This window comes from Pseudomonas sp. LS2P72 (assembly GCF_054897865.1).
Map to the genome: position 1 here is coordinate 2,706,656 of NZ_CM142708.1, position 26,278 is coordinate 2,732,933.

Annotated in this window: 24 protein-coding genes and 4 tRNA genes; 22 read left to right on the forward strand and 6 right to left on the reverse strand. The window is 58.9% G+C overall.

The genetic code is table 11. From position 1 onward, the window contains the following. Nucleotides 1-170: 170 nt before the first annotated feature. The 17 genes from ACYZUA_RS12475 to ACYZUA_RS12555 all read left to right on the forward strand — a co-directional run bounded on the left by ACYZUA_RS12475 (nt 171) and on the right by ACYZUA_RS12555 (nt 18,676). Nucleotides 171-1,181, forward strand: coding sequence for an aspartate-semialdehyde dehydrogenase (locus ACYZUA_RS12475; protein WP_033061851.1), 1,011 nt, complete (start codon nt 171-173; stop codon nt 1,179-1,181). A gap of 207 nt (nt 1,182-1,388) precedes the next feature. Then, the gene (locus ACYZUA_RS12480; RefSeq protein ID WP_461963329.1) at nt 1,389-4,331 is read left to right on the forward strand and encodes a FimV/HubP family polar landmark protein; all 2,943 of its coding nucleotides are present in this window, start codon (nt 1,389-1,391) and stop codon (nt 4,329-4,331) included. Nucleotides 4,332-4,622: 291 nt separating this feature from the next. After that, on the forward strand, nt 4,623-5,447 hold the full coding sequence (gene truA / locus ACYZUA_RS12485) for a tRNA pseudouridine(38-40) synthase TruA (RefSeq protein WP_461963963.1): 825 nt from the start codon (nt 4,623-4,625) through the stop codon (nt 5,445-5,447). Nucleotides 5,448-5,510: 63 nt separating this feature from the next. Beyond that, nucleotides 5,511-6,131 carry a phosphoribosylanthranilate isomerase gene (locus ACYZUA_RS12490; protein ID WP_461963330.1) on the forward strand — a complete coding sequence of 207 codons (621 nt, stop codon included), beginning with the start codon at nt 5,511-5,513 and terminating at the stop codon, nt 6,129-6,131. Between the two features lie 182 nt (nt 6,132-6,313). After that, a complete protein-coding gene (accD, locus tag ACYZUA_RS12495) occupies nt 6,314-7,234 on the forward strand; it encodes an acetyl-CoA carboxylase, carboxyltransferase subunit beta (RefSeq protein ID WP_461963331.1) in 921 nt (306 codons plus the stop codon). Next, nucleotides 7,231-8,538: a bifunctional tetrahydrofolate synthase/dihydrofolate synthase gene (gene folC, locus ACYZUA_RS12500; protein WP_461963332.1), complete on the forward strand. Its 1,308-nt coding sequence runs from the start codon at nt 7,231-7,233 to the stop codon at nt 8,536-8,538. The genes accD and folC overlap by 4 nt, the downstream gene beginning before the upstream one ends. After that, entirely contained in the window at nt 8,522-9,193 is a 672-nt protein-coding gene (locus ACYZUA_RS12505; protein ID WP_461963333.1) for an SPOR domain-containing protein, read from the forward strand. The genes folC and ACYZUA_RS12505 overlap by 17 nt, the downstream gene beginning before the upstream one ends. Nucleotides 9,194-9,477: 284 nt before the next feature. After that, complete coding sequence (locus tag ACYZUA_RS12510) at nt 9,478-10,038, forward strand: CvpA family protein (protein WP_074875247.1); 561 nt, start codon at nt 9,478-9,480, stop codon at nt 10,036-10,038. A gap of 41 nt (nt 10,039-10,079) precedes the next feature. Continuing rightward, nucleotides 10,080-11,585 carry an amidophosphoribosyltransferase gene (gene purF, locus ACYZUA_RS12515; RefSeq protein WP_007905939.1) on the forward strand — a complete coding sequence of 502 codons (1,506 nt, stop codon included), beginning with the start codon at nt 10,080-10,082 and terminating at the stop codon, nt 11,583-11,585. Nucleotides 11,586-11,717: 132 nt separating this feature from the next. Beyond that, on the forward strand, nt 11,718-12,929 hold the full coding sequence (locus ACYZUA_RS12520; protein ID WP_046047729.1) for an O-succinylhomoserine sulfhydrylase: 1,212 nt from the start codon (nt 11,718-11,720) through the stop codon (nt 12,927-12,929). Continuing rightward, nucleotides 12,926-13,702 carry an SDR family oxidoreductase gene (locus tag ACYZUA_RS12525; RefSeq protein ID WP_461963334.1) on the forward strand — a complete coding sequence of 259 codons (777 nt, stop codon included), beginning with the start codon at nt 12,926-12,928 and terminating at the stop codon, nt 13,700-13,702. Before ACYZUA_RS12520 ends, ACYZUA_RS12525 begins: the two co-directional genes overlap by 4 nt. 255 nt (nt 13,703-13,957) lie before the next feature. Then, nucleotides 13,958-14,033, forward strand: a tRNA-Val gene (locus tag ACYZUA_RS12530). A 55-nt stretch (nt 14,034-14,088) separates the two neighbouring features. Beyond that, nucleotides 14,089-14,165 (forward strand) — tRNA-Asp (locus ACYZUA_RS12535). A gap of 93 nt (nt 14,166-14,258) precedes the next feature. Beyond that, a tRNA-Asp gene (locus ACYZUA_RS12540) sits at nt 14,259-14,335 on the forward strand. A 393-nt stretch (nt 14,336-14,728) separates the two neighbouring features. After that, entirely contained in the window at nt 14,729-15,238 is a 510-nt protein-coding gene (locus tag ACYZUA_RS12545) for a sigma-70 family RNA polymerase sigma factor (RefSeq protein ID WP_461963335.1), read from the forward strand. Then, nucleotides 15,235-16,185, forward strand: a complete 951-nt coding sequence (locus tag ACYZUA_RS12550; RefSeq protein ID WP_461963336.1) for a FecR domain-containing protein — start codon at nt 15,235-15,237, stop codon at nt 16,183-16,185. Before ACYZUA_RS12545 ends, ACYZUA_RS12550 begins: the two co-directional genes overlap by 4 nt. A 67-nt stretch (nt 16,186-16,252) precedes the next feature. Next, entirely contained in the window at nt 16,253-18,676 is a 2,424-nt protein-coding gene (locus ACYZUA_RS12555) for a TonB-dependent siderophore receptor (RefSeq protein WP_461963337.1), read from the forward strand. A 102-nt stretch (nt 18,677-18,778) separates the two neighbouring features. On the opposite strand, the gene ACYZUA_RS12560 is transcribed toward ACYZUA_RS12555, so the two are convergent. Then, nucleotides 18,779-20,062 (reverse strand): NAD(P)/FAD-dependent oxidoreductase, encoded by a 1,284-nt coding sequence (locus ACYZUA_RS12560; protein ID WP_461963338.1) that lies wholly within the window; start codon nt 20,060-20,062, stop codon nt 18,779-18,781. A gap of 183 nt (nt 20,063-20,245) precedes the next feature. Between ACYZUA_RS12560 and ACYZUA_RS12565 the strand changes: the two genes are divergently transcribed. The 3 genes from ACYZUA_RS12565 to ACYZUA_RS12575 all read left to right on the forward strand — a co-directional run bounded on the left by ACYZUA_RS12565 (nt 20,246) and on the right by ACYZUA_RS12575 (nt 21,030). Further along, a tRNA-Val gene (locus tag ACYZUA_RS12565) sits at nt 20,246-20,322 on the forward strand. A 170-nt stretch (nt 20,323-20,492) separates the two neighbouring features. Further along, a complete protein-coding gene (locus tag ACYZUA_RS12570; protein ID WP_461963339.1) occupies nt 20,493-20,738 on the forward strand; it encodes a hypothetical protein in 246 nt (81 codons plus the stop codon). A gap of 97 nt (nt 20,739-20,835) precedes the next feature. Next, nucleotides 20,836-21,030 (forward strand): hypothetical protein, encoded by a 195-nt coding sequence (locus ACYZUA_RS12575; RefSeq protein WP_461963340.1) that lies wholly within the window; start codon nt 20,836-20,838, stop codon nt 21,028-21,030. An 807-nt stretch (nt 21,031-21,837) separates the two neighbouring features. Here the strand turns inward: ACYZUA_RS12575 and ACYZUA_RS12580 are convergent. After that, entirely contained in the window at nt 21,838-22,050 is a 213-nt protein-coding gene (locus ACYZUA_RS12580) for a hypothetical protein (RefSeq protein ID WP_033061943.1), read from the reverse strand. 216 nt (nt 22,051-22,266) lie between these two features. Between ACYZUA_RS12580 and ACYZUA_RS12585 the strand changes: the two genes are divergently transcribed. Beyond that, the gene (locus ACYZUA_RS12585; RefSeq protein WP_461963341.1) at nt 22,267-22,722 is read left to right on the forward strand and encodes a DUF2214 family protein; all 456 of its coding nucleotides are present in this window, start codon (nt 22,267-22,269) and stop codon (nt 22,720-22,722) included. A 180-nt stretch (nt 22,723-22,902) separates the two neighbouring features. On the opposite strand, the gene csrA is transcribed toward ACYZUA_RS12585, so the two are convergent. Further along, nucleotides 22,903-23,097 (reverse strand): carbon storage regulator CsrA, encoded by a 195-nt coding sequence (gene csrA, locus ACYZUA_RS12590; protein WP_007938114.1) that lies wholly within the window; start codon nt 23,095-23,097, stop codon nt 22,903-22,905. 250 nt (nt 23,098-23,347) lie between these two features. On the opposite strand from csrA, the gene ACYZUA_RS12595 reads away from it, so the two are divergent. Further along, nucleotides 23,348-23,713 carry an SPOR domain-containing protein gene (locus ACYZUA_RS12595; protein WP_461963342.1) on the forward strand — a complete coding sequence of 122 codons (366 nt, stop codon included), beginning with the start codon at nt 23,348-23,350 and terminating at the stop codon, nt 23,711-23,713. 211 nt (nt 23,714-23,924) lie between these two features. Here the strand turns inward: ACYZUA_RS12595 and ACYZUA_RS12600 are convergent, their stop codons facing one another. The 3 genes from ACYZUA_RS12600 to ACYZUA_RS12610 form a co-directional block, all read right to left on the reverse strand. Next, nucleotides 23,925-24,614 (reverse strand): endonuclease, encoded by a 690-nt coding sequence (locus ACYZUA_RS12600; protein WP_076030441.1) that lies wholly within the window; start codon nt 24,612-24,614, stop codon nt 23,925-23,927. 4 nt (nt 24,615-24,618) lie between these two features. Further along, nucleotides 24,619-24,909, reverse strand: coding sequence for a DUF1654 domain-containing protein (locus ACYZUA_RS12605; RefSeq protein ID WP_074875292.1), 291 nt, complete (start codon nt 24,907-24,909; stop codon nt 24,619-24,621). A gap of 170 nt (nt 24,910-25,079) precedes the next feature. Then, the gene (locus tag ACYZUA_RS12610) at nt 25,080-26,168 is read right to left on the reverse strand and encodes an asparaginase (RefSeq protein WP_415770074.1); all 1,089 of its coding nucleotides are present in this window, start codon (nt 26,166-26,168) and stop codon (nt 25,080-25,082) included. Nucleotides 26,169-26,278: the final 110 nt, after the last annotated feature.

Here is a 26,278-nt window from a genome sequence, read left to right on the forward strand (position 1 = left end):
GGTCCTCTTCGCGGGCAAGCCTCGCTCCTACATGGAATCTCGTTGCCCTTGTAGGAGCGAGGCTTGCCCGCGAAGAGGCCGGCGCAGGCACCACAAATCCTTGGCAGAATTGCCTGCATGCCAACCACCCGGTAAAGTGCCGCTCCCCCCGTTTCGCCAGAGGTAGAACCATGAGCCAGTCCTTTGATATCGCCGTGATCGGCGCCACCGGTACTGTCGGCGAAACGCTCGTGCAGATTCTCGAAGAGCGCGACTTCCCGGTGGGCAATCTGCACCTGCTCGCCAGCAGCGAATCGGCCGGGCATTCGGTGCCGTTTCGCGGCAAAAACGTGCGGGTGCGGGAAGTCGATGAGTTCGACTTCAGTAAAGTCCAGCTGGTGTTCTTCGCTGCTGGCCCTGCGGTAACCCTGAGTTTCGCTTCGCGTGCCACGGCCGCCGGTTGCTCGCTGATCGATTTGTCCGGCGCCTTGCCGGCTGATCAGGCGCCCCAAGTCGTGCCTGAAGCCAATGCGCAGGTGCTGGCCGGTTTGAAAAAGCCGTTCCAGGTCAGCAGCCCAAGCCCTTCGGCCACCACACTGGCGGTCGTGCTGGCGCCGTTGCTCGGTTTGCTCGACCTGCAACGCATCAATTTGACCGCCAGCCTGGCCGTGTCTGCCCAGGGCCGCGAAGCCGTCACCGAGTTGGCACGGCAAACGGCCGAGTTGCTCAATGTGCGTCCGCTGGAGCCGACTTTCTTCGATCGGCAGATGGCCTTCAACCTGCTGGCGCAAGTGGGCAAGCCTGATGAGCAGGGTCACACGCTGCTGGAAAAACGTCTGGTACGCGAGTTGCGCCAGGTCATGGCGCTGCCTTTATTAAAGATTTCCGTCACTTGCATTCAAGCCCCGGTGTTTTTTGGCGATAGCTTTAACGTGACCTTGCAGTCATCGAGCGACATCGACCTGGCAAAAGTCAACGCCGCCCTGGAAGACGCGCCCGGTATAGAGCTGGTGGAAGCCGGCGATTACCCGACACCGGTAGGCGATGCAGTCGGGCAGGACGTGGTCTACGTTGGTCGGGTTCGCAGCGGGATCGACGACCTGTCGGAACTTAATTTGTGGCTGACGTCAGATAACGTACGCAAAGGTGCCGCGCTCAATGCTGTGCAGGTGGCTGAATTGTTGATAAAAGACCTGCTGTAAAAGATACTTGGCAACAATTTTGGCGAATGAATCCAGCCGGGCGCTATGCTTGGCCGGACTGCTGAAGGCGGGCTCCCTCCGGGGCTTCGCGTGGCATGAATGAAATGATCGCGCGCGACGACCTTCGCCGCCGCGCGCAATGCCTTGCGGCAGCGACTATCAATACCTTCTCGCTGGCCGAGGAATGTTCAAACAAAGGATGAGGCTATGGTTCAAGTTCGCAAACTGGTGTTAGCAATAGCGGCCGCCTCGGCGCTGTCCTCCGGTATGGCGCATGCCCTCGGGCTCGGGGAATTGACCCTGAAGTCGACGCTGAACCAGCCCCTGGTGGCAGAAATCGAGTTGCTCGACGTCAAGGACCTCACCGCTGCCGAAGTGGTGCCGAGCCTGGCTTCGCCCGAAGATTTCGCCAAGGCCGGTGTCGACCGCCAGGCGTTTCTCAATGACCTGACCTTTACCCCGGTGCTCAACGCCAGCGGCAAAAGCATCCTGCGTGTGACGTCCAGCAAACCTCTCTCCGAACCCATGGTGAAATTCCTGGTTCAGGTGATGTGGCCCAACGGTCGCCTGCTGCGCGATTACAGCGTGCTGCTCGATCCGTCCAAATTCTCGCCGCAAACCGCTGATGCGGCTGCGCAGCCTGCACCGACGCAAACCGTCACCGCACCGGTGACCGGTGGCACCCAACCAACCCAATACACTACCGCGCCGCGCGATACCCTTTGGGAAATCGCTGAGAAGTCGCGCACTGGCGGCTCGGTCCAGCAAACCATGCTGGCCATCCAAGCGTTGAATCCGGATGCCTTTATCGACGGCAACATCAACCGGTTGAAAGCCGGTCAGGTGCTGCGCCTGCCGGATCAAGCGCAGAGCACCGGCCTGCCGCAACCGAAAGCCATTGCCGAAGTCTCCGCGCAGAACACCGCGTGGCGTCAGGGTCGTCGTTACGTGGCGAAGCCCGGGACCGGACAGCAGCAGCTCGATGCCACCAAGCGCGCTCGCGGCGAAGGCCCTTCGTCGCAAACGGCGACAGACAAGCTGAGCCTGGTCTCCGCTGAGTCGGGCAAGGCCGGTGGTAAAGGCGCCGCGGGTGATGCCAAGAATTTGAGCAACAAGCTGGCTGTGACCCAGGAAAGCCTCGACACGACCCGTCGTGACAATGCCGAACTGAAAAACCGCATGACCGATCTGCAAAGTCAGCTGGACAAGCTGCAACGCCTGATCGAACTGAAGAACAATCAACTGGCCAAGTTGCAGGCTGAAGGCGCGGCGGGTGCGCCGGCACCAGGTGCGACCGCTCCGGCGATGTCGGCCGAACTGGCGGCCAACCCAGCGGCAACAACGCCTGCGGACGCGACTCCGGCTGCACCTGAGGCTGCTGCGCCTGGGGCCACTCCGGTTCCGGTCGAGCAGCCTGTCGAGCCGACGCCGGTAGCGTCCGACGATCAGCAATTCAAAGAACTGCTGACCAATCCGTGGCTACTGGGTCTGGCAGGTGGTGGTGCCGTGGTGGCGCTGTTCCTGCTGCTGTTGCTGGCACGTCGTCGCAAAGCCCAGCAAGAAGCCGAGAAGCATTTGCGCATGGCCCGTGACTTGGCCGAGGAGCAGGCGTTCTCCACTGAGCTCGACCTGCCAAAAGGCATCTTCGACGACCTGGAAGTGCCGCCGCCGAGCGTGAAGCTCGCTACCGCGCCAACCCCAACCCCAACCCCAACTCCAACGCCACCGCCTGCACCAGCCCCGGTAATTGTGCCGGTTGTGGTAACGCCGCCGATCGCTGCGCCATTGGTTTCGCCTGCTGGCGAGCGTGATGGCGATGTACTGAGCAAGGCACAGTCGCATATCGCTGCCGGTCGTCTGAATCAGGCGGCTGCCTTGCTGGAAGACGGGATCAAGCAAGAGCCGCAACGCAGTGACCTGCGCCTCAAGCTGATGGAAGTCTATGGTCAGCAAGGCGACCGCGATGCATTCGTTGCCCAGGAACGCCAACTGGTGGCCAACGGTGACAACTTTGCTCAGGTCGAAAAACTCAAGAGCCGCTTCCCGGCCATGGCTATTGCGGCCGCTGGTGGAATCGCAGCCGCTGCGATCGCTGCCGAACTGGACGCGCAATACGTCAAGGATTTGCTGCTGGACGAGCCTGAAGAGCCAGCACTGGCAGTGCCCGATGACTTCGAAAGTGCCTTCGATTTGAGCCTGGAAGATCTGGAATCTGCCACTCCGGCAGTGGTTGCACCAGAACCAGAACCAGAAGCAGAGGCAGAGCCCGATGACCTCGACAGTGCCTTCGATTTGAGCCTGGATGATCTGGAAGCTGCCACTCCGGTAGTTGCACCAGAACCAGAAGCAGCGCCTGATGATTTCGACAGTGCCTTCGATTTGAGCCTGGATGAACTGGAAGCTGCCTCTCCGGCGGTGGTTGCACCAGAACCAGAGCCAGAGGCGGAGTCCGATGACCTCGACAGTGCCTTCGATTTGAGCCTGGATGATCTGGAGACTGCCTCTCCGGCAGTGGTTGCGCCAGAGCCAGCACCAAAGGCAGTGTCTGCGGCTGAGCTGGACGAGTTCCCGCTGGACGACGACTTGAGCTTCGAGTCGGTGTTGCAGCAGCAGACCGACATCAAGGAAAACCTCGATGATCTGTCGGCCTTCGACCTGGACATGGATCTCGGTGGGGATGCCTCGCCGGCGATCCTGGCCGAAGACGACTTCCTGCTGAGCCTGGATGACGGCGTCAAGGACCTGGATTTACCTGCCGCTGAAACGCCGGCTGTTCCTGAGGTTGCGCCGGACAATCTGGAGCTGCCAGCCGATTTCGATCTGTCGCTGGCTGACGAAATGGACGCGCCAGACGCTCCGGACGCGTTTGCAGCCGAACTGGATGACGTCAACGCCGAACTGGATCGTCTGTCCCAGAGTCTTGGCGAGCCGAGCTTCACGGCGGAAGACGCCATGGCCTCCGCAGCTGACGAGCCGGAATTTGATTTCCTTTCCGGCACTGATGAAGTCGCGACCAAACTCGATCTGGCCCAGGCCTACATCGACATGGGCGACGCCGACGGCGCCCGGGACATCCTCAGCGAGGTGGTGACCGAAGGTGATGCAGGTCAGAAGAGCGAAGCCAAGGAAATGCTTTCGCGTCTGGCTTGATTGATCGGTAAGGCGTAAACAAAACGGCAGCCCATTGAGGCTGCCGTTTTTGTTTCTGTCGATAGTGCGTTGGTGTCTGTCGGGCCGTCTTCGCGAGCAGGCTCGCTCCCACAGGTTTTGTGAGCGGCGCAAATCCCTGTGGGAGCGAGCCTGCTCGCGATGAGGGCATCACATTCAACGCAGTACCGCCTGTTGCACTGGCATCCCCGTCCGGCGGCCTTATAATGCCCGCCTTTGCGTACATCAGCAGGCTGTCACTCCTTGGCAAATATAGATAATCCGGCCGCCGAAATGGTGGCCGACGGCTTTTTCCGGATCGCGTTGGGCGTTGAATACAAAGGCTCGCGCTATCGCGGCTGGCAGCGCCAGGCTTCCGGCGTACTGACGGTGCAGGAAACCCTCGAAAAGGCTTTGTCCAAAGTCGCCAATTCACCGGTGTCGCTGCTCTGCGCCGGGCGTACGGATGCCGGCGTTCATGCGTGCGGTCAGGTGGTGCATTTCGATACCCAGGTCGAGCGTTCGATGAAAGCCTGGGTCATGGGCGCCAATATCAATTTGCCCCACGACGTCAGTGTCAGCTGGGCCAAAGTCATGCCGGCGCATTTTCATGCGCGGTTCAAGGCGATTGCCCGGCGCTATCGCTACGTGATCTACAACGATCAGATCCGCCCGGCGCACCTGAACGAAGAAATCACCTGGAACCACCGTCCGCTGGACGTCGAGCGCATGGCCGAGGCGGCGCAGTACCTGGTCGGCACTCACGATTTCAGCGCTTTCCGTGCCGGCCAGTGTCAGGCCAAGTCGCCGATCAAGGAGCTGCATCACCTGCGCGTCACGCGCCACGGCAAGATGATTGTGCTGGACATACGCGCCAGCGCCTTCCTGCACCACATGGTGCGCAACATTGCTGGCGTGCTGATGACCATCGGTGCCGGCGAGCGCCCGGTGGAGTGGATGAAAGAGGTGCTTGAGAGCCGAATTCGCCGTTCCGGCGGGGTGACGGCGCATCCGTACGGCTTGTACCTGGTGCAGGTCGAGTACCGCGACGAGTTCGAATTGCCCGAGCGTTACATCGGGCCGCACTTCCTGACCGGTTTCTCGGAACTTGACGGCTGACGCCCTCGAACGCTTTTGTTACCATCCGGGACTTTCTCGGATTTGCCCTGAGGTTCTATCGACATGTCAGCCGTTCGCAGCAAGATTTGTGGGATTACCCGCATAGAAGACGCGTTGGCAGCGGTCGAGGCCGGGGCTGATGCGATCGGATTTGTGTTCTACGCCAAAAGCCCCCGGGCCGTGACGTTTCAGCAGGCGCGCTCGATCATCAAGGCATTGCCGCCGTTCGTGACCACCGTAGGGTTGTTCGTCAACGCCAGCCGCTGCGAGTTGGGGGAAATCCTCGACGCCGTGCCGCTGGACCTGTTGCAGTTCCATGGCGACGAGACCGCAGCCGACTGCGAAGAATGGAATCGTCCGTACATCAAGGCGCTGCGGGTCAAGGCCGGTGACGATATCGCGGCCGCTTGCGATGCGTTTCCAAGTGCCAGCGGTATCCTGCTCGACGCTTACGTTGAAGGCGTACCCGGCGGAACCGGTGAAGCGTTTGACTGGTCTCTGATACCGCAAGGCTTGAGCAAGCCGATCATCCTGGCGGGTGGCTTGACGCCGGACAACGTCGCCGAGGCGATTGCAAGGGTTCGGCCTTATGCCGTGGACGTCAGCGGTGGGGTAGAGGCGAGCAAGGGCATCAAGGATCACGCAAAGATTCAGGCATTCATTAAAGCGGTTGTAGGCGCTTGATGTGACGGCTGGCACACTGCCGCCGTCCACAGGCATGGCTGAGGGTTTTTGGGGTGTACGCAGGTCACGTTTCGCTGATCCGGCAACCCATCGATCATCGCCACACACATGAATTTAGCTCAAGGGCATACGCGGGGCTGCGAACCAGAGCGTTCGGGCCGCCGGTACTGGAGAAAGAAAGCATGAGCAACTGGTTAGTAGACAAACTGATCCCTTCGATCATGCGTTCCGAGGTCAAGAAGAGCTCGGTGCCTGAAGGTCTGTGGCACAAATGCCCGTCTTGCGAGGCTGTGCTGTATCGTCCGGAGCTGGAAAAGACCCTGGACGTTTGCCCCAAGTGCAACCACCACATGCGTATCGGCGCACGCGCCCGTATCGACATCTTCCTCGACGCTGAAGGCCGTGCCGAACTGGGCGCGGACCTGGAGCCAGTTGACCGTCTGAAGTTCCGCGACGGCAAGAAGTACAAGGATCGCCTGACCGCTGCGCAGAAGCAGACCGGCGAAAAAGACGCACTGATTTCCATGAGTGGCACCCTGCTGGGCATGCCGGTGGTGGTGTCGGCGTTCGAATTCTCCTTCATGGGTGGTTCGATGGGCGCCATCGTTGGTGAGCGCTTTGTTCGCGCCGCCAACTACGCCCTGGAAAACAAATGCCCGATGATCTGCTTCGCCGCCTCCGGTGGTGCGCGGATGCAGGAAGCCCTGATCTCCCTGATGCAAATGGCCAAGACCTCTGCGGTGCTGGCGCGTCTGCGTGAAGAAGGCATTCCGTTCATCTCCGTACTGACCGACCCGGTCTACGGCGGTGTTTCCGCTAGTCTGGCGATGCTTGGCGACGTGATTGTCGGTGAGCCGAAAGCCCTGATCGGCTTCGCCGGTCCACGCGTGATCGAGCAAACCGTGCGTGAAAAACTGCCGGAAGGCTTCCAGCGCAGCGAATTCCTGCTGGAACACGGTGCGATCGACATGATCATTCATCGTCAGGAGCTGCGTCCGCGTCTGGGCAATCTGCTGGCACAAATGATGGGCCTGCCGACGCCGACATTCGTCGCCGCGCCAATCGAGCCAATCGTGGTTCCACCGGTACCCGCCAACATATGATCGAACGTACCCTTGGCGAGTGGCTCGCCTACCTTGAGCAGTTGCACCCTTCGGCCATCGACATGGGCCTGGAGCGCTCGCAGCAGGTAGCGTCCCGCATGGGACTGGGCAAGCCGGCGCCTCGGGTGATCACGGTCACCGGCACCAACGGCAAAGGTTCTACCTGCGCATTCGTGGCTTCATTGCTGCGGGCGCAGGGCCTGAGCGTCGGTGTCTACAATTCTCCGCACCTGCTGCGTTACAACGAGCGGGTGCAGGTCAATGGCGTCGAAGCCACTGATGCCGAGCTGTGCGAAGCCTTTGCAGCGGTCGAGGCGGGCCGTGGCGACACTTCGCTGACGTACTTCGAAATGGGCACCCTGGCGGCGTTCTGGCTGTTTCAACACGCCAGTCTCGATGCTGTGGTGCTGGAAGTCGGGCTGGGCGGGCGTCTGGACACGGTCAATGTGGTCGATGCCGATATGGCGTTGGTCACCAGTATCGGCGTCGATCACGCGGACTATCTGGGCGATACCCGTGAATCCGTAGCGTTCGAAAAGGCCGGCATCTTCCGCCAGGGCGCGCCTGCGCTGTGTGGCGATCTGAATCCTCCACAGCCTCTGCTGGATAAAGCGCGCGAGCTCAATTGCCCGTTTTTCCTGCGTGGGCGCGATTTCGACCTCGGCATCACCGATAACAACTGGCAATGGCGCGGTCTTGACGCTCAAGGGCAAGTGGTCGAGCTGCACGATTTGCCGTTGCTCGATCTGCCGATGGAAAACGCCGCATTGGCATTGCAGGCTTACCTGTTGCTCGGGTTGCCTTGGGTGGATGCACAAATTATTGCTGCGCTGAAAGCCACTCGGGTGGTCGGTCGCCTCGATCGCCGTCAGTTTGACTGGCAGGGCAAGCACCTGAACCTGTTGCTGGACGTGGGGCATAACCCGCATGCGGCAGAGTATCTGGCTCGCCGTCTGGCCAGCCGTCCACCGGCCGGCAAGCGTCTGGCGGTGTTCGGATTGCTGGCAGACAAGGATCTGGATGGTGTTGTCGGTGAATTGAATGCTAGTGTCCAGCAATGGGCTGTCGCGCCGCTGGATTCACCGCGAGCGCGCCCGGTTGCCGATTTGCACACAGCATTGCAGAACCTTGGCGCCTCGGTAACATCCTATGACAGCGTGGCCGCCGCCCTGGATGGGCAGTGCGCGCTGGCGACGAGCGACGACGAGATTCTGTTGTTCGGATCATTTTATTGTGTCGCCGAGGCCCTCGAATGGCTGGCCCGGCGCTCCACGGAGGAAGCGGCAAATGGCATTGCTGGATAAGGCATACAAACAGCGCATGGTTGGCGCCCTGGTTCTGGTGGCGCTGGCGGTGATTTTCCTGCCGATGCTGTTTTCCCGTCAGGATGAACAGCGTCAAGTGACGGTTGAAGCCCCGGCTGCGCCGCAAGCGCCTGCGGTGCCGCAAGTTCAGGTTGAACCGGTGGTGGTGCCTGAGCCGCAAGCGCTGCCCCAGGAACCTGTGCCGAGTGATGACGAAATCGCTCAGCAAGAAGCACCGTCGACAGCGATTGCCCCGAGTGTACCGGTGGCGCCTGCGCCTGCCGCCAAACCGGTCGCGCCACCTCCGGCGCCAGCGCCTGCGCCGGTCAACAAACCGACGGTTGCACCTGGCCAGCCCATCACGGCTGCACCGGGCAAGCCGGACACGACTCAAAGCCGCGTCGATGCCAATGGCCTGTCTGTCAGCTGGTCGGTGCAACTGGCCAGCCTGTCGAGCCGTGCAAGTGCAGAAAGCCTGCAGAAATCCCTGCGTAGCCAAGGCTACAATGCCTACATTCGGACTGCCGATGGCAAGAATCGGGTGTTTGTCGGACCGCTGATCGAGCGGGCAGAAGCCGATCGTCTGCGTGACTTGCTGAGTCGCCAGCAGAACCTCAAGGGTTTTGTGGTGCGTTTCCAGCCTGAGCGCGGTTAACGAAGCGCCAATACCCGGCTCCAGCAGCTGCCGACCCTGCGAGGCTGCGTCCGGCTGCGAAGCGGCCGTAAACCCTGCTTACCGTGTACCGGATAGACCAAATTGCCTGATTTTACGGCTGCTGCGCAGCCGGACGCAGGCTTCGCCAGCTGCTACAAGGGCGAGCGCAGTTTCGATAGGGGTTAAAACTATCGCCCCGATTTGAAATGCACTGACAATCGCAGCTTACCGATAGCCATGCGCTCTGCTAAAATGCGCCGCCTTATCCGTCTGTAGGCTGCACTGTGCCATTTACCTGGGTTGACTGGGCGATCGTTGCAATCGTCGCCATCTCCGCATTGATCAGTCTGAGCCGCGGCTTCGTCAAAGAAGCATTGTCGCTGGTGACCTGGATCATCGCAGGAGTCGTCGCCTGGATGTTCGGTGGTTCATTGTCCGAGTACCTCGCCGGATACATCCAAACGCCGTCAGCCCGTGTGATCACGGGCTGTGCCATCATGTTTGTCGCCACGTTAATCGTAGGCGCGATGATCAATTATCTTATCGGCGAGTTGGTTCGCGTCACCGGGCTGTCCGGGACCGATCGATTCCTCGGCATGGCCTTCGGCGCCGCGCGTGGCGTGTTGCTGGTGGTCGTGGCGGTCGGGCTGTTGAGCCTGGGGCCGGTACAGCAGGACGGGTGGTGGCAAGAGTCACAGCTCGTGCCAAAATTTCTATTGGTTGCAGATTGGTCCAAAAACCTGATTCTCGGGTGGAGCAGTCAGTGGCTTGCCAGCGGTATCAGCGTACCCGCTGAGATACCGTTCAAGGAGCACCTCTTGCCGATGGCCAAAACGCCTCAGTAAGTTGTGTTCAGTTCAGATCCATTAAGTAGGGGTTGCGTCGCATGTGTGGCATCGTCGGTATCGTCGGTAAGTCGAACGTCAATCAGGCGCTGTATGACGCGCTAACCGTCCTCCAGCACCGCGGCCAGGACGCTGCCGGTATCGTGACCAGCCATGATGGCCGGTTATTCCTGCGCAAGGACAATGGCCTGGTGCGTGACGTGTTCCATCAACGTCACATGCAGCGCCTGGTCGGCCACATGGGTATTGGCCATGTGCGTTACCCGACCGCGGGCAGCTCGACTTCGGCCGAAGCCCAACCGTTTTACGTCAACTCGCCTTACGGCATCACCCTGGCGCACAACGGTAACCTGACCAACGTTGAACAGCTGGCCAAGGAGATTTACGAATCTGACCTGCGCCACGTCAACACCAACTCCGATTCGGAAGTGCTGCTTAACGTGTTCGCACACGAACTGGCCCAGCGCGGCAAGTTGCAGCCAACCGAAGAAGACGTGTTCGCCGCTGTTACTGACGTACACAACCGTTGCGTTGGTGGTTACGCGGTCGTGGCGATGGTGACCGGTTACGGCATCGTCGGTTTCCGCGACCCGCACGGCATACGCCCGATCGTCTTCGGTCAGCGTCACACCGACGAAGGCGTCGAGTACATGATCGCCTCCGAAAGCGTTTCTCTGGACGTACTCGGTTTCACCCTGATTCGCGATCTGGCACCGGGCGAAGCGGTCTACATTACTGAAGACGGCAAGCTGCACACCCGTCAGTGCGCGACCAACCCGTCCCTGACCCCGTGCATCTTCGAGCACGTGTACCTGGCGCGTCCGGACTCGATCATCGACGGCGTTTCGGTCTATAAAGCACGCCTGCGCATGGGCGAGAAACTCGCCGAGAAGATTCTGCGCGAGCGTCCGGATCACGACATCGACGTGGTCATCCCGATTCCGGACACCAGCCGCACCGCGGCCCTGGAGTTGGCGAACCACTTGGGCGTCAAGTTTCGCGAAGGCTTCGTGAAGAACCGCTACATCGGCCGGACCTTCATCATGCCGGGCCAGGCTGCACGGAAAAAATCCGTACGCCAGAAGCTCAACGCCATCGAGCTGGAATTCCGCGGCAAGAACGTGATGCTGGTGGACGACTCCATCGTTCGCGGCACCACCTGCAAGCAGATCATCCAGATGGCCCGCGAAGCCGGCGCCAAAAACGTCTACTTCTGCTCCGCGGCCCCGGCCGTTCGCTACCCGAACGTCTACGGCATCGACATGCCGAGCGCTCACGAGTTGATCGCCCACAACCGTTCGACCCAGGACGTGGCTGATCTGATCGGCGCCGACTGGTTGATCTATCAGGATTTGCCTGACTTGATCGAAGCGGTCGGTGGCGGCAAGATCAAGATCGAGAAGTTCGATTGCGCGGTGTTCGACGGCCAGTACGTCACCGGCGACGTCGACGAGGCTTACCTGAACAAGATCGAGCAGGCTCGTAATGATGCCTCCAAGGTCAAGACGCAGGCAGTCAGTGCGATCATTGATCTGTATAACAACTGAGTAAACGAACGGCCTGTAGGAGCGAGGCTTGCCCGCGAAGCTTTTGGCGTTCCCAAAGGCCTCTTCGCGGGCAAGCCATGCTCCTACAGGCCGGTTTTGTATCCATTACCGAGTAGGGCAAGGAGTGACAGCATGAGTCAGGATTGGGATGCCGGTCGGCTGGACAGCGACCTCGAAGGCGTAGCGTTCGACACCCTGGCCGTACGCGCCGGTCAGCACCGCACGCCGGAAGGCGAACACGGTGATCCGATGTTCTTCACTTCCAGCTACGTATTCCGGACCGCTGCCGATGCGGCGGCACGCTTTGCCGGTGAAGTGCCGGGCAACGTTTACTCGCGCTACACCAATCCGACCGTGCGCGCGTTCGAAGAGCGCATTGCCGCGCTGGAAAGCGCCGAACAAGCCGTGGCTACGGCGACCGGCATGGCCGCGATCATGGCGGTGGTGATGAGCTTGTGCAGCGCCGGCGATCACGTGCTGGTGTCGCGCAGTGTGTTCGGTTCGACCATCAGCCTGTTCGAGAAATACTTCAAGCGCTTCGGCATCGAAGTCGACTACGTGCCCCTGGCGGACTTGTCCGGTTGGGATGCGGCGATCAAGGCCAACACTAAATTGCTGTTCGTCGAATCGCCATCCAACCCGCTGGCGGAGCTGGTGGATATCGCCGAGTTGTCGAAAATCGCTCACGCCAAAGGCGCGATGCTGGTGGTCGACAACTGCTTCTGCACCCCGGCGTTGCAGCAGCCGCTGAAGATGGGTGCGGACATCGTCGTGCACTCGGCGACCAAGTTCATCGACGGCCAGGGCCGCTGCATGGGCGGCGTTGTGGCGGGTCGTAGCGAGCAGATGAAAGAAGTCGTCGGTTTCCTGCGCACTGCCGGGCCGACCCTGAGCCCGTTCAACGCTTGGATCTTCCTCAAGGGCCTGGAAACCCTGAGCCTGCGTATGAAGGCTCACTGTGCCAATGCCCAGCAACTGGCCGAATGGCTGGAGCAGCAGGAAGGTATCGAAAAAGTCCATTACGCCGGTCTCAAAAGCCATCCGCAGCACGAGTTGGCCCTGCGTCAGCAGAAAGGCTTTGGTGCGGTCGTGAGTTTCGAGGTCAAGGGCGGCAAAGAGGGCGCCTGGCGCTTTATCGATGCGACCCGCCTGATTTCCATTACCGCCAACCTCGGTGACAGCAAAACCACCATTACGCATCCAAGCACCACCTCTCACGGCCGTTTGGCGCCGCAAGAGCGTGAAGCAGCGGGCATTCGTGACAGCCTGATCCGCATCGCGGTCGGTCTGGAAGACGTGGCAGACCTCCAAGCCGATCTGGCGCGCGGGTTGGCTGCCTTGTGATCGAGTTGTCCACGCCAGGCACTGGCACCAACGGCCGCGTTGCGCTGGTCACGGGTGCTGCGCGGGGCATTGGTCTGGGGATCTCGGCCTGGCTGATCAGCGAAGGCTGGCAGGTGGTGCTGACTGATCTTGATTGGGTACGCGGTTCGAAAGTGGCGAAGGTGCTCGGCGACAATGCCTGGTTCATCGCCATGGACGTCTCGAACGAAGGCCAGGTGGCGTTGGGTGTCGCCGAGGTGCTGGGGCAGTTCGGGCGTCTGGATGCGCTGGTGTGCAACGCGGCGGTTGCCGATCCGCACAACATCACCCTTGAAAGCCTTGATCTGGCGTACTGGAATCGGGTGCTGGCAGTGAATCTCAGTGGGCCGATGCTGTTGGCCAAGCACTGTGCGCCGTACCTTCGCGCTCACAGCGGCGCAATCGTCAACCTGGCCTCGACCCGCGCCGGGCAGTCGGAACCCGACACCGAGGCTTATGCGGCGAGCAAGGGTGGCCTGTTGGCCCTGACTCATGCCTTGGCGATCAGCCTCGGGCCGGAAATCCGCGTCAATGCGGTCAGTCCGGGTTGGATCGATGCGCGGGATCCCTCCGCGCGTCGTGCCGAACCTCTGACCGATGCTGATCATGCCCAGCATCCGGCGGGCAGGGTAGGGACGGTCGAGGACGTGGCGGCGATGGTCGCCTGGCTGTTGTCGAAGAACGCCGGATTTGTCACGGGCCAGGAGTTCGTGGTCGATGGCGGCATGACCAAGAAGATGATTTACAGCGAGTGACAGGACGGGGCGCGGTTGCCGGCATTGATGTTGAATGTACCGCCATCATCGCGAGCAGGCTCGCTCCCACATTAGAAACCATGTTGCCCGAAGAAGCGCGGTCCACTGTGGGAGCGAGCCTGCTCGCGAAAGCGGTCTGGCGGTTGCCGGCCTCGTTGGGATTGACACGATTTTGTCTTTTTCAGAAAAACTTCAAGCGGGGTATTGACTTAGCATCGGTACCTGCGTAAATTTCGCGGCCTCGGAGATGCAAACGGGTGATTAGCTCAGCTGGGAGAGCGTCTGCCTTACAAGCAGAATGTCGGCGGTTCGATCCCGTCATCACCCACCACTTCCGAGAGTCTTGCGAAAGCAAGATGGAAGCTTTTAAAAGCCTCCACCGACGCGCAGCGGTAGTTCAGTCGGTTAGAATACCGGCCTGTCACGCCGGGGGTCGCGGGTTCGAGTCCCGTCCGCTGCGCCATATTTACCGAGTCAGAATTTATTCTGGTTCGAGATTGAAAGCCTCGAAGCTTTCAGTCAGACGAGTTACTTGGACGCAAGTCCAAAGCGATACGCAGCGGTAGTTCAGTCGGTTAGAATACCGGCCTGTCACGCCGGGGGTCGCGGGTTCGAGTCCCGTCCGCTGCGCCATATCTGCCTCAAGGCCCACTGAACGCCTTGAAGCTACGAAGAAAGCTACTGGTAAAGCCAGTGTCTACTTCGAGTCGATAGCAAAGACCCTGGTCGAAAGACCGGGGTTTTTTGTGTCTGCGATTTGGCTTTTCTCTCCTGCTCCCCGCAACCATGGGTTTCGCATCTGCCAGCCAAATGCGGCCGTGTATCGAATTCTTACTTCTCTCGACGATTTCCCTCAATAACGCTCAGCTCTGATTAACCGGTGGCTGCGTGGCAGAAACACCTGTCTTTCATTTGCGCATTCAAGTTCTCCTGGGAGCGAAACACATAAAAGCGCTTGGGTTGAAGTATCAACACTAATTAGAATGAGTCGCATTTAAAATATTTCTTCGCGCAGGGTTCCTTTAGATGAGTGATGCAGCGATGCCGGCGGCGCAAACCTTCCACGACCTGTACCGCGACCATCGTGGCTGGCTCGAAAGCTGGTTGAGGCGACGCATGAGCAATGGCCATGACGCGGCGGACTTGAGCCAGGATACGTTCGTGCGTTTACTCGCCAGCTCCCAGCGCATCGCTGACCTGCAAGAACCCCGCGCCTATCTGGCGACGGTCGGCAAGCGACTGCTTGCCAATTTCTATAAACGCCGCAGCCTGGAGCAGGCCTACCTCAGTGCGCTGGCGCTGCTGTCTGAGGACTGCGTTCCGTCGCCCGAGCAACGTTGGTTGTTGCTGGAAACCCTGCAAGCCCTGGATGAATTGCTCGATGGATTGCCGACCATGGTGCGACGGGCGTTTCTCTGGAGTCAGTTGGAGGGTTTGGGTTATCACGAGATTGCTGAACGCCTGCAAGTCTCCGAGCGCACGATCAAACGCTACATGGCGCAAGCCTATGAACATTGCTTGCTGGTGGATTTGTGATCGGTTCGGCGCCTTCTGCGCAAGACCGGCAAGTCGTGCGGGCTGCCGCTCAATGGCTGTCACTCATGGAATCAGGCGCCGCCAATGAGTGCGATCGTGCCAATCTGCAGCACTGGCGTGACAGCCATCCCAGTCACGAACAGGCCTGGCAGAAAGCCCAACTCTTGCGCCAACGCTTTGCCGACCTGCCGTCCGCGCTGGCCATGGCCAGCCTGGATCGGCCGCAAACGAGCCGGCGCACGGTGCTCAAACGCGCTGTCGGGGCGGTGGCGCTGGTGCCAACCGGCTGGCTGATCAGTCGGCAGCTACCGCTGGATGTCTGGCGCGCTGACCTGCGAACCGCGATCGGGGAGGGCAAAAAAGTCCAGTTGGCGGATGGCAGCTCGCTGCAATTGAACACCGCGAGTGCCGTCGACATCGACCTGAAGAATCGGCGACTGACACTCGTGGAAGGCGAAATAGCGCTGAATGTGCCCGGTACATCGCCACTGACGATCCAGACGCACTTCGGGCAAGTGGTCGTCAGTCAGAGCGAAGTGTGCATTCGTCAGGGGCAGACGGGTTGCAAGGTGTCAGTGCTTAAAGGCGCGGTGCAGTTGCAGCCTTTGCGCGGGCCGGTCTTTTCATTGCGCGCAGCCCAGCAAGTCAGACTTCAGGCGATGGGTGCCGGACGCGTCGAACCTTTCGATGTGCTTGCGCCAGGCTGGCGCGACGGCGTGTTGGTGGCACAGAACCAACCCCTGGGCGATTTTCTGCGCGAACTCAGCACCTATCGTCCGGGATTGTTGCGCTGGGAGCCGGAGCTCGAATCCCTGCGCGTCACCGGCAGTTTCCGTCTGGAAGACACCGATCGCATCCTGACGTTACTGGCGGCCAGCCTGCCGCTGGAGGTGCATAGGCGAACCCGCTACTGGGTCATGTTGCTGCCGCGCAAAAATAGTGTTTGAGGTGTGTCCCCTTTTTTCGCGTCGCTTGTCATTCAAGGCAAGTGAAGCGAAATCAGAGAGATTCTCAATGCTCGTAGTGATGCCCTGCAGTACGCGTCTGGGTTCTTCCAGGCTGCGCCCGTTGTTGCACTTGAGTCTGATGTTGAGTCTGAGTGCCTGTCCGTTGTTCATCACTGCCGGTTGGGCCGAAGACGCGCCTCGACGCAGTTATCAGGTGCCGGCAGGAAGCCTCAGCGCAGCGCTGACCCGTTTTGCCGGGCTGGCCGGGGTCAATCTGTCAGTGGACCCGGCACTGGTGGGCAGTCGCACCAGCCCTGGACTTTCCGGCGAATACGCGGTCGAGGAGGGCTTTGCCCGACTGTTGCAGGGTTCCGGTCTGCAACTGCAGCCGGTGGGCGAAGAGGCGTACATCCTGACGCCGGCGCCAGAAGGCAGCAGCCTGCAACTGGGCGCCACCTCGATTGTCGGTGCCACTGACTCGGAGCACGGCGATCCGTATGTCGGCGGCCAGGTCGCGCGCCGCGGGTCGCAAGGCCTGCTGGGCTCGAAAGACTTTATGGAGACGCCATTCAGCATGACCACCTACACCAGTGAGGTGGTTAAAAACCAGCAGGCACGTACCTTGGGCGATCTGATCGCCAACGATCCTTCGGTTCGCGCCACCAACCCGGCGGGCGGGCGCTATGAGCAATTCACCATTCGCGGGTTGAGCCTGTTCAACAGTGATGTTTCCTACAACGGCCTCTACGGCGTCCTGCCGACCTATACGATCGACATGGAGATGGCCGACCGCGTCGACGTCCTCAAAGGCCCGAGCCAGCTCATCAACGGCATCTCGCCGCGGGGCAGCGTGGGTGGCGGGATCAACGTGGTACCCAAGCGCGCGACCGACAAGCCCATCACTTCATTCACCGGCAGTTACGCTTCCGACAGCCAGGTCGGCGGTGCCGTGGATGTCGGCCGGCGCTTTGGTGAAGACAACAAGTTTGGTCTTCGTTTCAACGGCGTGAAGCAGTCCGGCGATACCGAATGGGATCACCAGAATGTCGACCGCGAGATGGCCGTGCTGGGCTTGGATTTTCGCGGTGAACGCCTGCGACTCTCGACGGACATCGGGCGCACCGAACGTGATACCGACTCACCGCAGGAGCGCGTACAGGTTGGCCCTAACGCGCAGGTTCCGCATGCCAGCGATGTGCGCCGCAACTATGCGCAGCCCTGGAGCAAGGCGAGTACCAACGACACGTTCGGCACGGTGAACGCTGAATTCGATGTCAACGATTCCGTCATGTTGTACGGCGGCGTGGGCGCGCGCAAAAGTAACCATGACTTCCTCCGTCATGCCGTTTCGGTCATCAACAACGCTGGCAATTTCAGCGTTCAACCGCGTGACTTCACCCGTGACGAAAATGTCCGGACGGCCACGGCGGGTGTGCGCAACTGGTTCCATACCGGCCCGGTAAGCCATGAAGTCAACCTGGCCGCCAGCTATTACTACATGGACTTTGAAAATGGCGGCGCCCGTTATGCCTCGGCCAACAGCAACATTTATAACCCCGTTATAACACCAACGCCGGTCAGGCCTACGCGACAGGATTCGGAGGTCTATACCGAAAACCGTTCCACCGGTGTGGCGTTGTCCGACACCCTGGGTTTCTTCGATGATCGGTTGCTGCTGACCCTCGGCGCCCGCTGGCAGCGCGTAAAGGTTGACGACTGGACCGATAACGTCAGAGGCGACACCGGCTACGACGAGGAAAAGGTTTCGCCGTCGGGCGGCATCCTGTTCAAGGCTACCGATAAGCTGTCGCTGTATGCCAACTACATGGAAGGCCTGAGCCAGGGCAAGATCGCACCGTCGACCTCGGTGAACGAGGACGAGATCTTCCCGCCGTTCATCAGCCGCCAGGTCGAGGTCGGCGCCAAGTATGACGCCGGTGCGTTCGCCGTCACCGCCGCCGTGTTCCGGATCAAGCAGCCAGCCTACGAGACCAACGCCACGACACGCGTCTTCGGCCCGAACGGCAAGCGTGAGAACACCGGTGTTGAACTGAGTGTGTTCGGTGAACCGCTCGATGGTTTCCGCCTGCTCGGCGGTGTCATGTACATCGACAGCGAATTGACCAAAACCACCAATGGCACCTTCGACGGCAACCGGGCACCGGCCACGCCGAAATACAACGTCAACCTGGGCGCCGAGTGGGACGTGCCGACCGTACAGGGCCTGACCCTGACCAGCCGCGGCATTTATTCCAGCTCGCAGTACCTTGACCAGTCCAACAACAAGGAAATCGACTCTTGGGAGCGTTTCGACGTGGGCGCACGCTACGCGTTCAAGGTCGACGAAACGAACGTCACTGTGCGAGCCAATGTCGAGAACGTGGCGGACAAGCGCTACTGGAGTTCGGCCGGGGCCTCGGATGACAGCGAGCCTGGCTTGACGCTGTCGACCCCACGCACTTACCTCCTTTCGGCGACCGTCGACTTCTGATTCATCCGTGTCATGCGCCCACAATCAGTGAAAGTGCTGGCTTCCCGAGCTGAAATGAACAGGGGCAACTTTGCAGTTGCCCCTTTTTTTTGCATCTATCGGTCAGAATCCGAATTTGTCTCGCAGTCCGTAATACCAGGCGCCCAACGCAGCGAACGGCGTACGCAATAGTTGTCCGCCGGGGAACGGGTAGTGGGGCAGGTCGGCAAACGCGTCGAAACGCTCGGCTTGGCCACGCAACGCTTCGGCCAACACCTTGCCCGCCAGGTGCGTATACGTCACGCCATGGCCGCTGCAACCCTGGGAATAGTAGATGTTGTCGCCCAGGCGTCCGACTTGAGGAAGTCGCGACAAGGTCAGCAGGAAATTGCCGGTCCAGGCGTAATCGATCTTCACGTCCTTGAGCTGCGGGAAAGCCTTGAGCATCTTCGGCCGAATAATCGCCTCGATGTTCGCCGGATCCCGTGCGCCGTACACCACGCCACCGCCGAAAACCAGGCGCTTGTCGCCGGTCAAACGGTAATAGTCGAGCAGGTAGTTGCAGTCCTCGACGCAGTAATCCTGCGGCAACAGGCTCTTGGCCAACGCTTCGCCCAAAGGTTCAGTGGTGATCACCTGAGTCCCGCAGGGCATCGACTTGGCGGCCAGTTCCGGCACCAGATTACCGAGATACGCATTGCCCGCCACGATGATGAACTTGGTCCTGACCTTACCCTGTGGCGTATGCACCACCGGATTCGTGCCGCGCTCGATGCGCACCGCCGGCGATTGCTCATAAATGGTGCCGCCCAGCGACTCGACAGCTGCCGCTTCGCCCAACACCAGGTTCAGCGGATGAATGTGCCCGCCGCTCATGTCGAGCATGCCGCCGATGTACTGATCGCAAGCGACCACTTCACGGATGCGACGTTGATCCATCAGTTCAAGCTGTGTGTGACCGAAACGTTCCCACAGACGCTTCTGGGATTCCAGATGGCCCATCTGCTTGGCGGTAATGGCGGCGAATACACCACCGTCCTTCAAGTCGCACTGGATATTATATTTGGCAACCCGCTCACGAATGATCCGCCCGCCTTCGAACGCCATCTGTCCTAGCAACTGAGCCTGCTTGGGACCAACACTGCGCTCGATCACATCGATGTCGCGGCTATAACTGTTAACGATCTGGCCACCGTTCCGCCCCGACGCACCAAAACCTACCTTCGCCGCCTCAAGCACTGTGACCCGGAAACCGTTTTCCAGCAGAAACAGGGCAGAGGACAGGCCGGTGTAACCGGCACCGATCACACAGACATCAGTCTCCACGTCGTCCTGCAAGGCCGGGCGCGGCGGAACCGCATTGGCCGATGCGGCGTAATAGGATTCCGGGTAAGGGGTGTTCGCCATCCTGCAGCCTCTGTTTAATATATTTTACGAGTGCATCGATCCTACCCGAGATAAAAAACGCCCGCCAGCCACCGCCAAATCTTCTTTGCAGCCGCAAAATTAAATATTTTGCATATTCATAGGCTTAGCTCGAAAAAAGGTGTTGACACCCCTCCGTAATTCCGTAGAATGCCGCCTCACAGCAGGCACGTAGCTCAGTTGGTTAGAGCACCACCTTGACATGGTGGGGGTCGTTGGTTCGAGTCCAATCGCGCCTACCAAACAAAATCCGCTCTGCTGGGCGGTCTAGAAGGGCTCACCGAAAGGTGGGCCCTTTTTTGTTGTCTGCGATTTGAAAAACTTTTGCAAAACCCCGCCTGCTGCATCTGACCAATGAATCATTGAGCGGCCTCACGGTCCTATCGCTGACCTTTGCATTCAGGACGTTCAAATGAAGCGTGCAGTATTAATGTTCATGGCCATTTCTGGCTCTCTCCTACTGGGAGGCTGCGGGCCTCATTGGGACGACGGAGAAAGGTACGGTCGAGATCGTGATCGAGGTCATGATTACCGTCGTGGATACGACCGAGGTTATGACGGCGATCGAAGGTATGACCGCAGATACGATCGTCGTGACAATGATCAGGGGTATGAGCGCTATCACGATCGTGACGATAGAGACGATAGAGACGACTGAAGGCACTAGCCATCGGTTTGCCGATTAGCTTCAGCGTCACGGGAGTCAGTGATTCAGGCGTAAGATTGCGGTGCTACCTCATCAAAAGGAGCCGCATATGATCGCCGACCAAACGAACAATCAGGTATCTGAGGACAGAGCTGTTTGGGATCAATACTTCTGCGCTGCGTTGATTGCGGAAAGCAATTTGACGGCACCGGTTGTAGGAGGGGCTACTCATGAAGACAGGCAGAACCTGTTGATTGAAAGGGCCAAAGCTCTCGCCGACAAGATGATGGAAAACAGAAAATAATCAGAGCCCAGCCATCGCGCTGGGCTCTTCACATCTGGATCTCGGCATCAGTCCCTGGAGCCACCGAATCATGCGTAGCGCAAAGGTAAATAGTCGGCACGCTGACCTGGGCAAGCTTGGCGGATACGTCAACGGCAAGAACCGAACGTAGTCGTGAACGCATTACCGAAGGGCTCACTTGAGTGATGGCCTGGCGTAGAGCTGTGCGCAAGGCGCTCGTGGAAAACCGGCCGAGCAATACTTTGCTGATCCATCCGACTGGTGCAAGGCTGAGCGGCAGTGCGCTTGGCAAAAAACTCAAGTGACTGAGTATCGGTCTTGGATTGCGTGCGAATGTGCTGCATAGCACGAGTTCCATCTGTTGGGGGAGTTGTCTGGCGCTCAGGGAAATAGCGATCGGTCCCGAGAAGGATTCACTCAGCAGATCGACTGGGCGGTCGGTCGGCAGCGACTCTCGGACCAGCGACTCCAGCGCTGTGTAGCTCAGCGGAATATTGGGGGGCTAGGTGATGATTAGCGTATCGAATTCGCGCTCCATGATGGATGCAATGGCTGCGAACAACTCACCTGTTCCATCCATTCCAGGAAGCAGGACCAGCGTGGGAGTTGGTCGATTCATGTGTTCCGTCCTGGGTGAGCGATCAATCACCTACTGGATAACCACAAGCCGGGGTAGTCGCCAGGCACTGTAACGAGGGGATTGCTCCCTCGTTACAAATGTTGCATGAAGAGCATGAATCACAACGGGGGTGGTTCATTTCAACAACGTTGGACCTGCGTGGCAGGTCCAACCAACTAAAACCAATCTTACCTGGCGTTCAACTTCTTCAGTTCTTCATAAGTCGCTGACTGTACAAACCAGAAGCCGGAAATGATGCACCACGTCAGGGTGCCGGTAATGAAAACGCCTGCCCCGGACCAGAAGCCCTGAACGAAGATCATGACCACTGCGGCGATCCAGATAACGGCCAGTGCGACGTACAGAACTACGTTGTTTACACCAATTACGAACTCTTTCACGTCTATTCCCTTTTAAATGATTATCCTCTGGCTCCTTACGCAAGGGCCAGTGGGCGGCATGATAGGGAGATAGCTGGCTGTTCGCCAGTCATGTCGACTTGAGCAGCCATGCTTGGAAAAAATGGCTCTCGGCCTGTGGGTGCCTGGCAGGCAGATTTCCAGGTTTTGGACTACTACTGACAAGCCCATTTCCTTCTCTCTATCAGGAGCATCCCTATGCTGTTTAACTGGTTTCTTGCGGTGATCCACCTCTTGGCTGTTGCCTTGGGCCTCTGGGCGGTGCTCACCCGAGGGACGGCGTTAAGCCGACTGGTCGCCGGGACGGCGCAGGTTCGCAGCGTGCTGGTAGCCGATAACGTATGGGGCATCTGTGCGGGTATTTTGCTGATCACAGGTTTGATGCGGGCTTTCGGTGGGTACGAAAAAGGCACCGACTATTACCTTCATCAGCCGTTGTTCCATCTGAAGATGACGCTGTTCGTGATCATTCTGCTGCTTGAAGTGGCACCCATGATCACCTTGATCAAGTGGCGGATCGCCTTGGGCAGGGGGGCTTCGATTGACCAGGGCCGAGCCAGGCTGTTTGCACGCATCAGCCATATCGAAGCGCTGTTGTTGATGTTGATGGTGATTGCGGCCACCGGCATGGCGCGCGGTGTGACCTTCGGCTAATAACGGCGTGATTCGTCGGGGTTAAAGCGAATAATCTGACAGCCACAGTGTGGCCGAAGCCGGTAGCATCGGCTTCACGTAATGGGGGGAGGAGGCGAGCGCTCAGCAAAATGCCGAGCATGAATCTTTAGCCAGCCATTGCGCTGTAACGAACGGGCTGGCTACTGACTGCAACAGGATTCAGGGAGTCTGCGGTTTGTCTGGAGCGGTGAGGCCGGCCTGAATGCGCTGATAGATTTCTTCGCGATGAACCGCAACGTCTTTCGGGGCATTGATGCCAATTCTGACTTGCTGGCCGCTAACGCCCAGAATGGTGATCGTAATGTCATCACCAATATTTATGCTTTCACCGACTTTGCGGGTGAGTATCAGCATGGTCTTCTCCTTGATTGCTTTGTAGGGCACCTGATTCGGACAGTGCAGAGGTCGGTGGTATGTATAGATTAGTGCGAAGTCTCGCGGTTTGGGTGCCTCTTTCTGACGCGCAGATGCTGCATTAATTCCCAAGGCGTAACTATACAGAGGCCGCAACCATCATTCTCGTTGTTTTGAGCCCATTTTGCGGCACTCGGGAAGTATTCATGGATGCTAAAATCGCCGCTTTAAGCATTCTGAGGGAAGCGTTGTGCGCAAAATGGTCTTGGTAATCGCGGTATTGGCGCTGGCAGGATGCGGCGAGGGCAAGAGTGTCGACGCGCAAAAGCCGCAACCGGCAGCTGCGACTGCACCTTCGATGGCATCAGCGCCACAATGGGATCTCGAAGTTCGAGGCGAAACACCTCAGGCGGTCAGCGATTTGAGCGGCTGGTTGATTGAGCACAGTTTCGTTTCCAATATCGTCAAGGAAAATGGAAAGACCCGGATTCTGCTCGGGCCATTCAGTTCGAAAGCCGAGGCCGAGGCCAAACAGACAGAAGTGCGCGCGGCGCTCACCCGTGCGAAGAAACAGAATATCGAATTGCTGGTTGTCGACCATCCCGTGACCCGTTAACACTCTTTTCCAGGGGGATTTCGACGGAGCGCCTTGAAGGGGATCCACATTGACTCGTTTCTAGTCACTGTCGATTCCCAGTAGGAGTTCCCCCCATGGCCTCCTGTGTTGCACGGCGAAACCGACTCAACCTGATGGGCTATTGGCGCGGTTAGAAACGAACAAAGGCCTCGGGTGTTTAACCTGAGGCCTTTGTTTTTTCAGCGAGCGCCTAACCGCAGGCTTTCATGTCGACCGGGCCGACAAACTCGTTGCCGCGTCCCATGACGCACCCCACGCTCTGGTTACGCTGTCGTTCCCAGGCCTCTACCGGATAGGTTTTGTTCCAGGCTTCGTAGAGCTGTCGATCCTGTTTCGACAGTCGCAAACCATATTGCTTGCTCATATAGAAATACGTTCGGGCGATCATGCCGCGAATGGACGGGCGGGGCATGACCTTCTTCGCCTTGAAATCGACCTGGGTCAGGCACGAGCCATATTGGCCCGATTGCACCGGCAACCAGCCGAAACTGAAGTTGCTGCGATCGCCATTCACTTCACCAATGCTCGGCACCAGGTTGTGCAGGTCGGCTTCGGCCTTCTGGTAGGCCGGATCGTAACGTGTGCAGTTCTTGCGCCCACCTTCTTGCCAGCACTGACGCTGATGGCCGATCTGCCAGGCCGGAACAATGTGCTCCCACTCGATGCGGGAAGCGCGCTTGGCATTTTTACGCGGTACATAACCGCAGGCTGCGAGGTTGACCTTGTTGCCGGTGTATTTGCACCCGCAATAGAACTCTGTGGATTGCGGTGCGTAGAGCTTCCAGGCAACTTTTTTGGCTTCGTTGAAGGTGCGTGGGGCGCCAGCCTGGGCGCCGACGGTGATAAACAAAAACAGCAAAGCAAACCAGCGGACACTCATTGACTCAATCTTCCTTCGGCACAACCCAAAAAATCTGCACACCGCCATCGTCGCGATAGGCGAGGGTGACGTTGTCGTTCTCGTCGATTTCTTCGAGCAATTGTTCCCACTCATCCACGGGTTCGTCCGGTAGACGGAAGATCAAGGCTGCTTTGGCTTTTTGGGCGGAGGGGGAATTGATGATTTTTTGAACGCGCATACCCATGCGTGCATAGGAGTCAGGAGAGGCAGAGGTGTTGGCCACGGAATTATCCTTATTAAGCTGTACGTGCATACAGTATTTAACTGTAAGCATTTTCGCAACTGCTTAAAATTCAAGAAAATCCTCTGACAGCAATTTTTTCCGTTTGGTGTAGGACGAAGGGAAAATTTTTATCGAAATATCGGAAGGGGGTGTGAGCCACTCGCCAGGGTTGGCGAGTGGTGAAAGCAGTGCCCGACCGGAACCGGTCGGGCGAGGGCGAATCAGTATTCCCAGAACATCCGTTGCAGCTCTTTGCTGTCGTTGGTCTTGGTCAGTGCGACCATGGCCAGGATGCGGGCTTTTTGCGGGTTCAGGTCATTCGCCACAACCCAGTCGTACTTGTCGTCTGGCTGTTCGGCGTTACGCAGTACGAAACCGCCGGCGTTGACGTGGGACGAACGAATGATTTGCACGCCGTCCTTGCGCAGGGCTTGCAGCGATGGGACTACGCGGGACGAGACTGAGCCATTGCCGGTACCGGCGTGAATGATGGCTTTGGCGCCAGACTGAGCCAACGCTTTGTACGCGGTATCGCTGACATTGCCGTAGGAATAGGCGATTTCGACGTCAGGCAGGCTCTTGATGGTTTTGATGTCGAATTCCGAGTCCATGGTGTGACGCTTGGCCGGCAGACGGAACCAGTAGGATTTGCCTTCGACCACCATACCGAGTGGGCCCCAGGCACTTTTGAACGCCTCGGTCTTGATGTTGATCATTTTGCTGACGTCGCGACCCGACTGAATTTCATCGTTCATGGTCACCAGTACGCCTTTACCGCGTGCCTCTTTGCTGCTGGCCACGGCCACTGCGTTGTACAGGTTCAGCATGCCATCGGCCGACATCGCGGTGCCTGGGCGCATCGAGCCGACAACGATGATTGGCTTGTCGGTTTTTTCCACCAGGTTCAGGAAGTAGGCAGTTTCTTCCAGGGTGTCGGTGCCGTGGGTGATGACGATGCCGTCGACGTCTTTGCTGTCGGCCAGTTCAGCCACGCGACGACCCAGTTGCAACAGGTTGTCGTTGGTGATGCTTTCGGACGCGATTTGCATGACCTGTTCGCCACGAACGTTAGCCAGTTGGCTGAGTTCTGGAACCCCGGCGATCAATTGTTCGATGCCGACTTTTGCCGCTTGATAGGTAGCGCTGTTAGCAGCGCTGGCACCCGCGCCGGCAATGGTGCCGCCGGTGGCCAGGATCACCACGTTCGCCAGTTTCTGTTGGGTTTCGACTTCTTTTGCCTGAAGGGCAGTAGGCAGGAGCAGCAAGAGGGCCAAAGCGCCCGGAACGAAGGTCTTGAAAGCAGATGTCATTATTTTTCTCTCTAGTAGTGAGACGGTGCTGATGCAGGTTCATCTAGATGCGCCCCAGGCGGATCTGAACGCTTGGGGTGAATGAGATGAGCAGGATCTGTACCAGCCGT

Bases quoted from the DNA above. Each gene is read 5' to 3' on its own strand.
- ACYZUA_RS12600 (WP_076030441.1), bottom strand. From the start codon at position 24,614: ATGAGTGTCCGCTGGTTTGCTTTGCTGTTTTTGTTTATCACCGTCGGC.
- ACYZUA_RS12555 (WP_461963337.1), top strand. From the start codon at position 16,253: ATGCTCGTAGTGATGCCCTGCAGTACGCGTCTGGGTTCTTCCAGGCTG.
- ACYZUA_RS12490 (WP_461963330.1), top strand. From the start codon at position 5,511: ATGTCAGCCGTTCGCAGCAAGATTTGTGGGATTACCCGCATAGAAGAC.
- ACYZUA_RS12570 (WP_461963339.1), top strand. From the start codon at position 20,493: ATGAAGCGTGCAGTATTAATGTTCATGGCCATTTCTGGCTCTCTCCTA.
- accD (WP_461963331.1), top strand. From the start codon at position 6,314: ATGAGCAACTGGTTAGTAGACAAACTGATCCCTTCGATCATGCGTTCC.
- ACYZUA_RS12610 (WP_415770074.1), bottom strand. From the start codon at position 26,168: ATGACATCTGCTTTCAAGACCTTCGTTCCGGGCGCTTTGGCCCTCTTG.
- ACYZUA_RS12560 (WP_461963338.1), bottom strand. From the start codon at position 20,062: ATGGCGAACACCCCTTACCCGGAATCCTATTACGCCGCATCGGCCAAT.
- ACYZUA_RS12480 (WP_461963329.1), top strand. From the start codon at position 1,389: ATGGTTCAAGTTCGCAAACTGGTGTTAGCAATAGCGGCCGCCTCGGCG.
- ACYZUA_RS12605 (WP_074875292.1), bottom strand. From the start codon at position 24,909: ATGCTTACAGTTAAATACTGTATGCACGTACAGCTTAATAAGGATAAT.
- ACYZUA_RS12545 (WP_461963335.1), top strand. From the start codon at position 14,729: ATGAGTGATGCAGCGATGCCGGCGGCGCAAACCTTCCACGACCTGTAC.
- ACYZUA_RS12575 (WP_461963340.1), top strand. From the start codon at position 20,836: ATGATCGCCGACCAAACGAACAATCAGGTATCTGAGGACAGAGCTGTT.
- ACYZUA_RS12475 (WP_033061851.1), top strand. From the start codon at position 171: ATGAGCCAGTCCTTTGATATCGCCGTGATCGGCGCCACCGGTACTGTC.
- ACYZUA_RS12505 (WP_461963333.1), top strand. From the start codon at position 8,522: ATGGCATTGCTGGATAAGGCATACAAACAGCGCATGGTTGGCGCCCTG.
- truA (WP_461963963.1), top strand. From the start codon at position 4,623: ATGGTGGCCGACGGCTTTTTCCGGATCGCGTTGGGCGTTGAATACAAA.
- purF (WP_007905939.1), top strand. From the start codon at position 10,080: ATGTGTGGCATCGTCGGTATCGTCGGTAAGTCGAACGTCAATCAGGCG.
- ACYZUA_RS12585 (WP_461963341.1), top strand. From the start codon at position 22,267: ATGCTGTTTAACTGGTTTCTTGCGGTGATCCACCTCTTGGCTGTTGCC.
- ACYZUA_RS12520 (WP_046047729.1), top strand. From the start codon at position 11,718: ATGAGTCAGGATTGGGATGCCGGTCGGCTGGACAGCGACCTCGAAGGC.
- csrA (WP_007938114.1), bottom strand. From the start codon at position 23,097: ATGCTGATACTCACCCGCAAAGTCGGTGAAAGCATAAATATTGGTGAT.
- folC (WP_461963332.1), top strand. From the start codon at position 7,231: ATGATCGAACGTACCCTTGGCGAGTGGCTCGCCTACCTTGAGCAGTTG.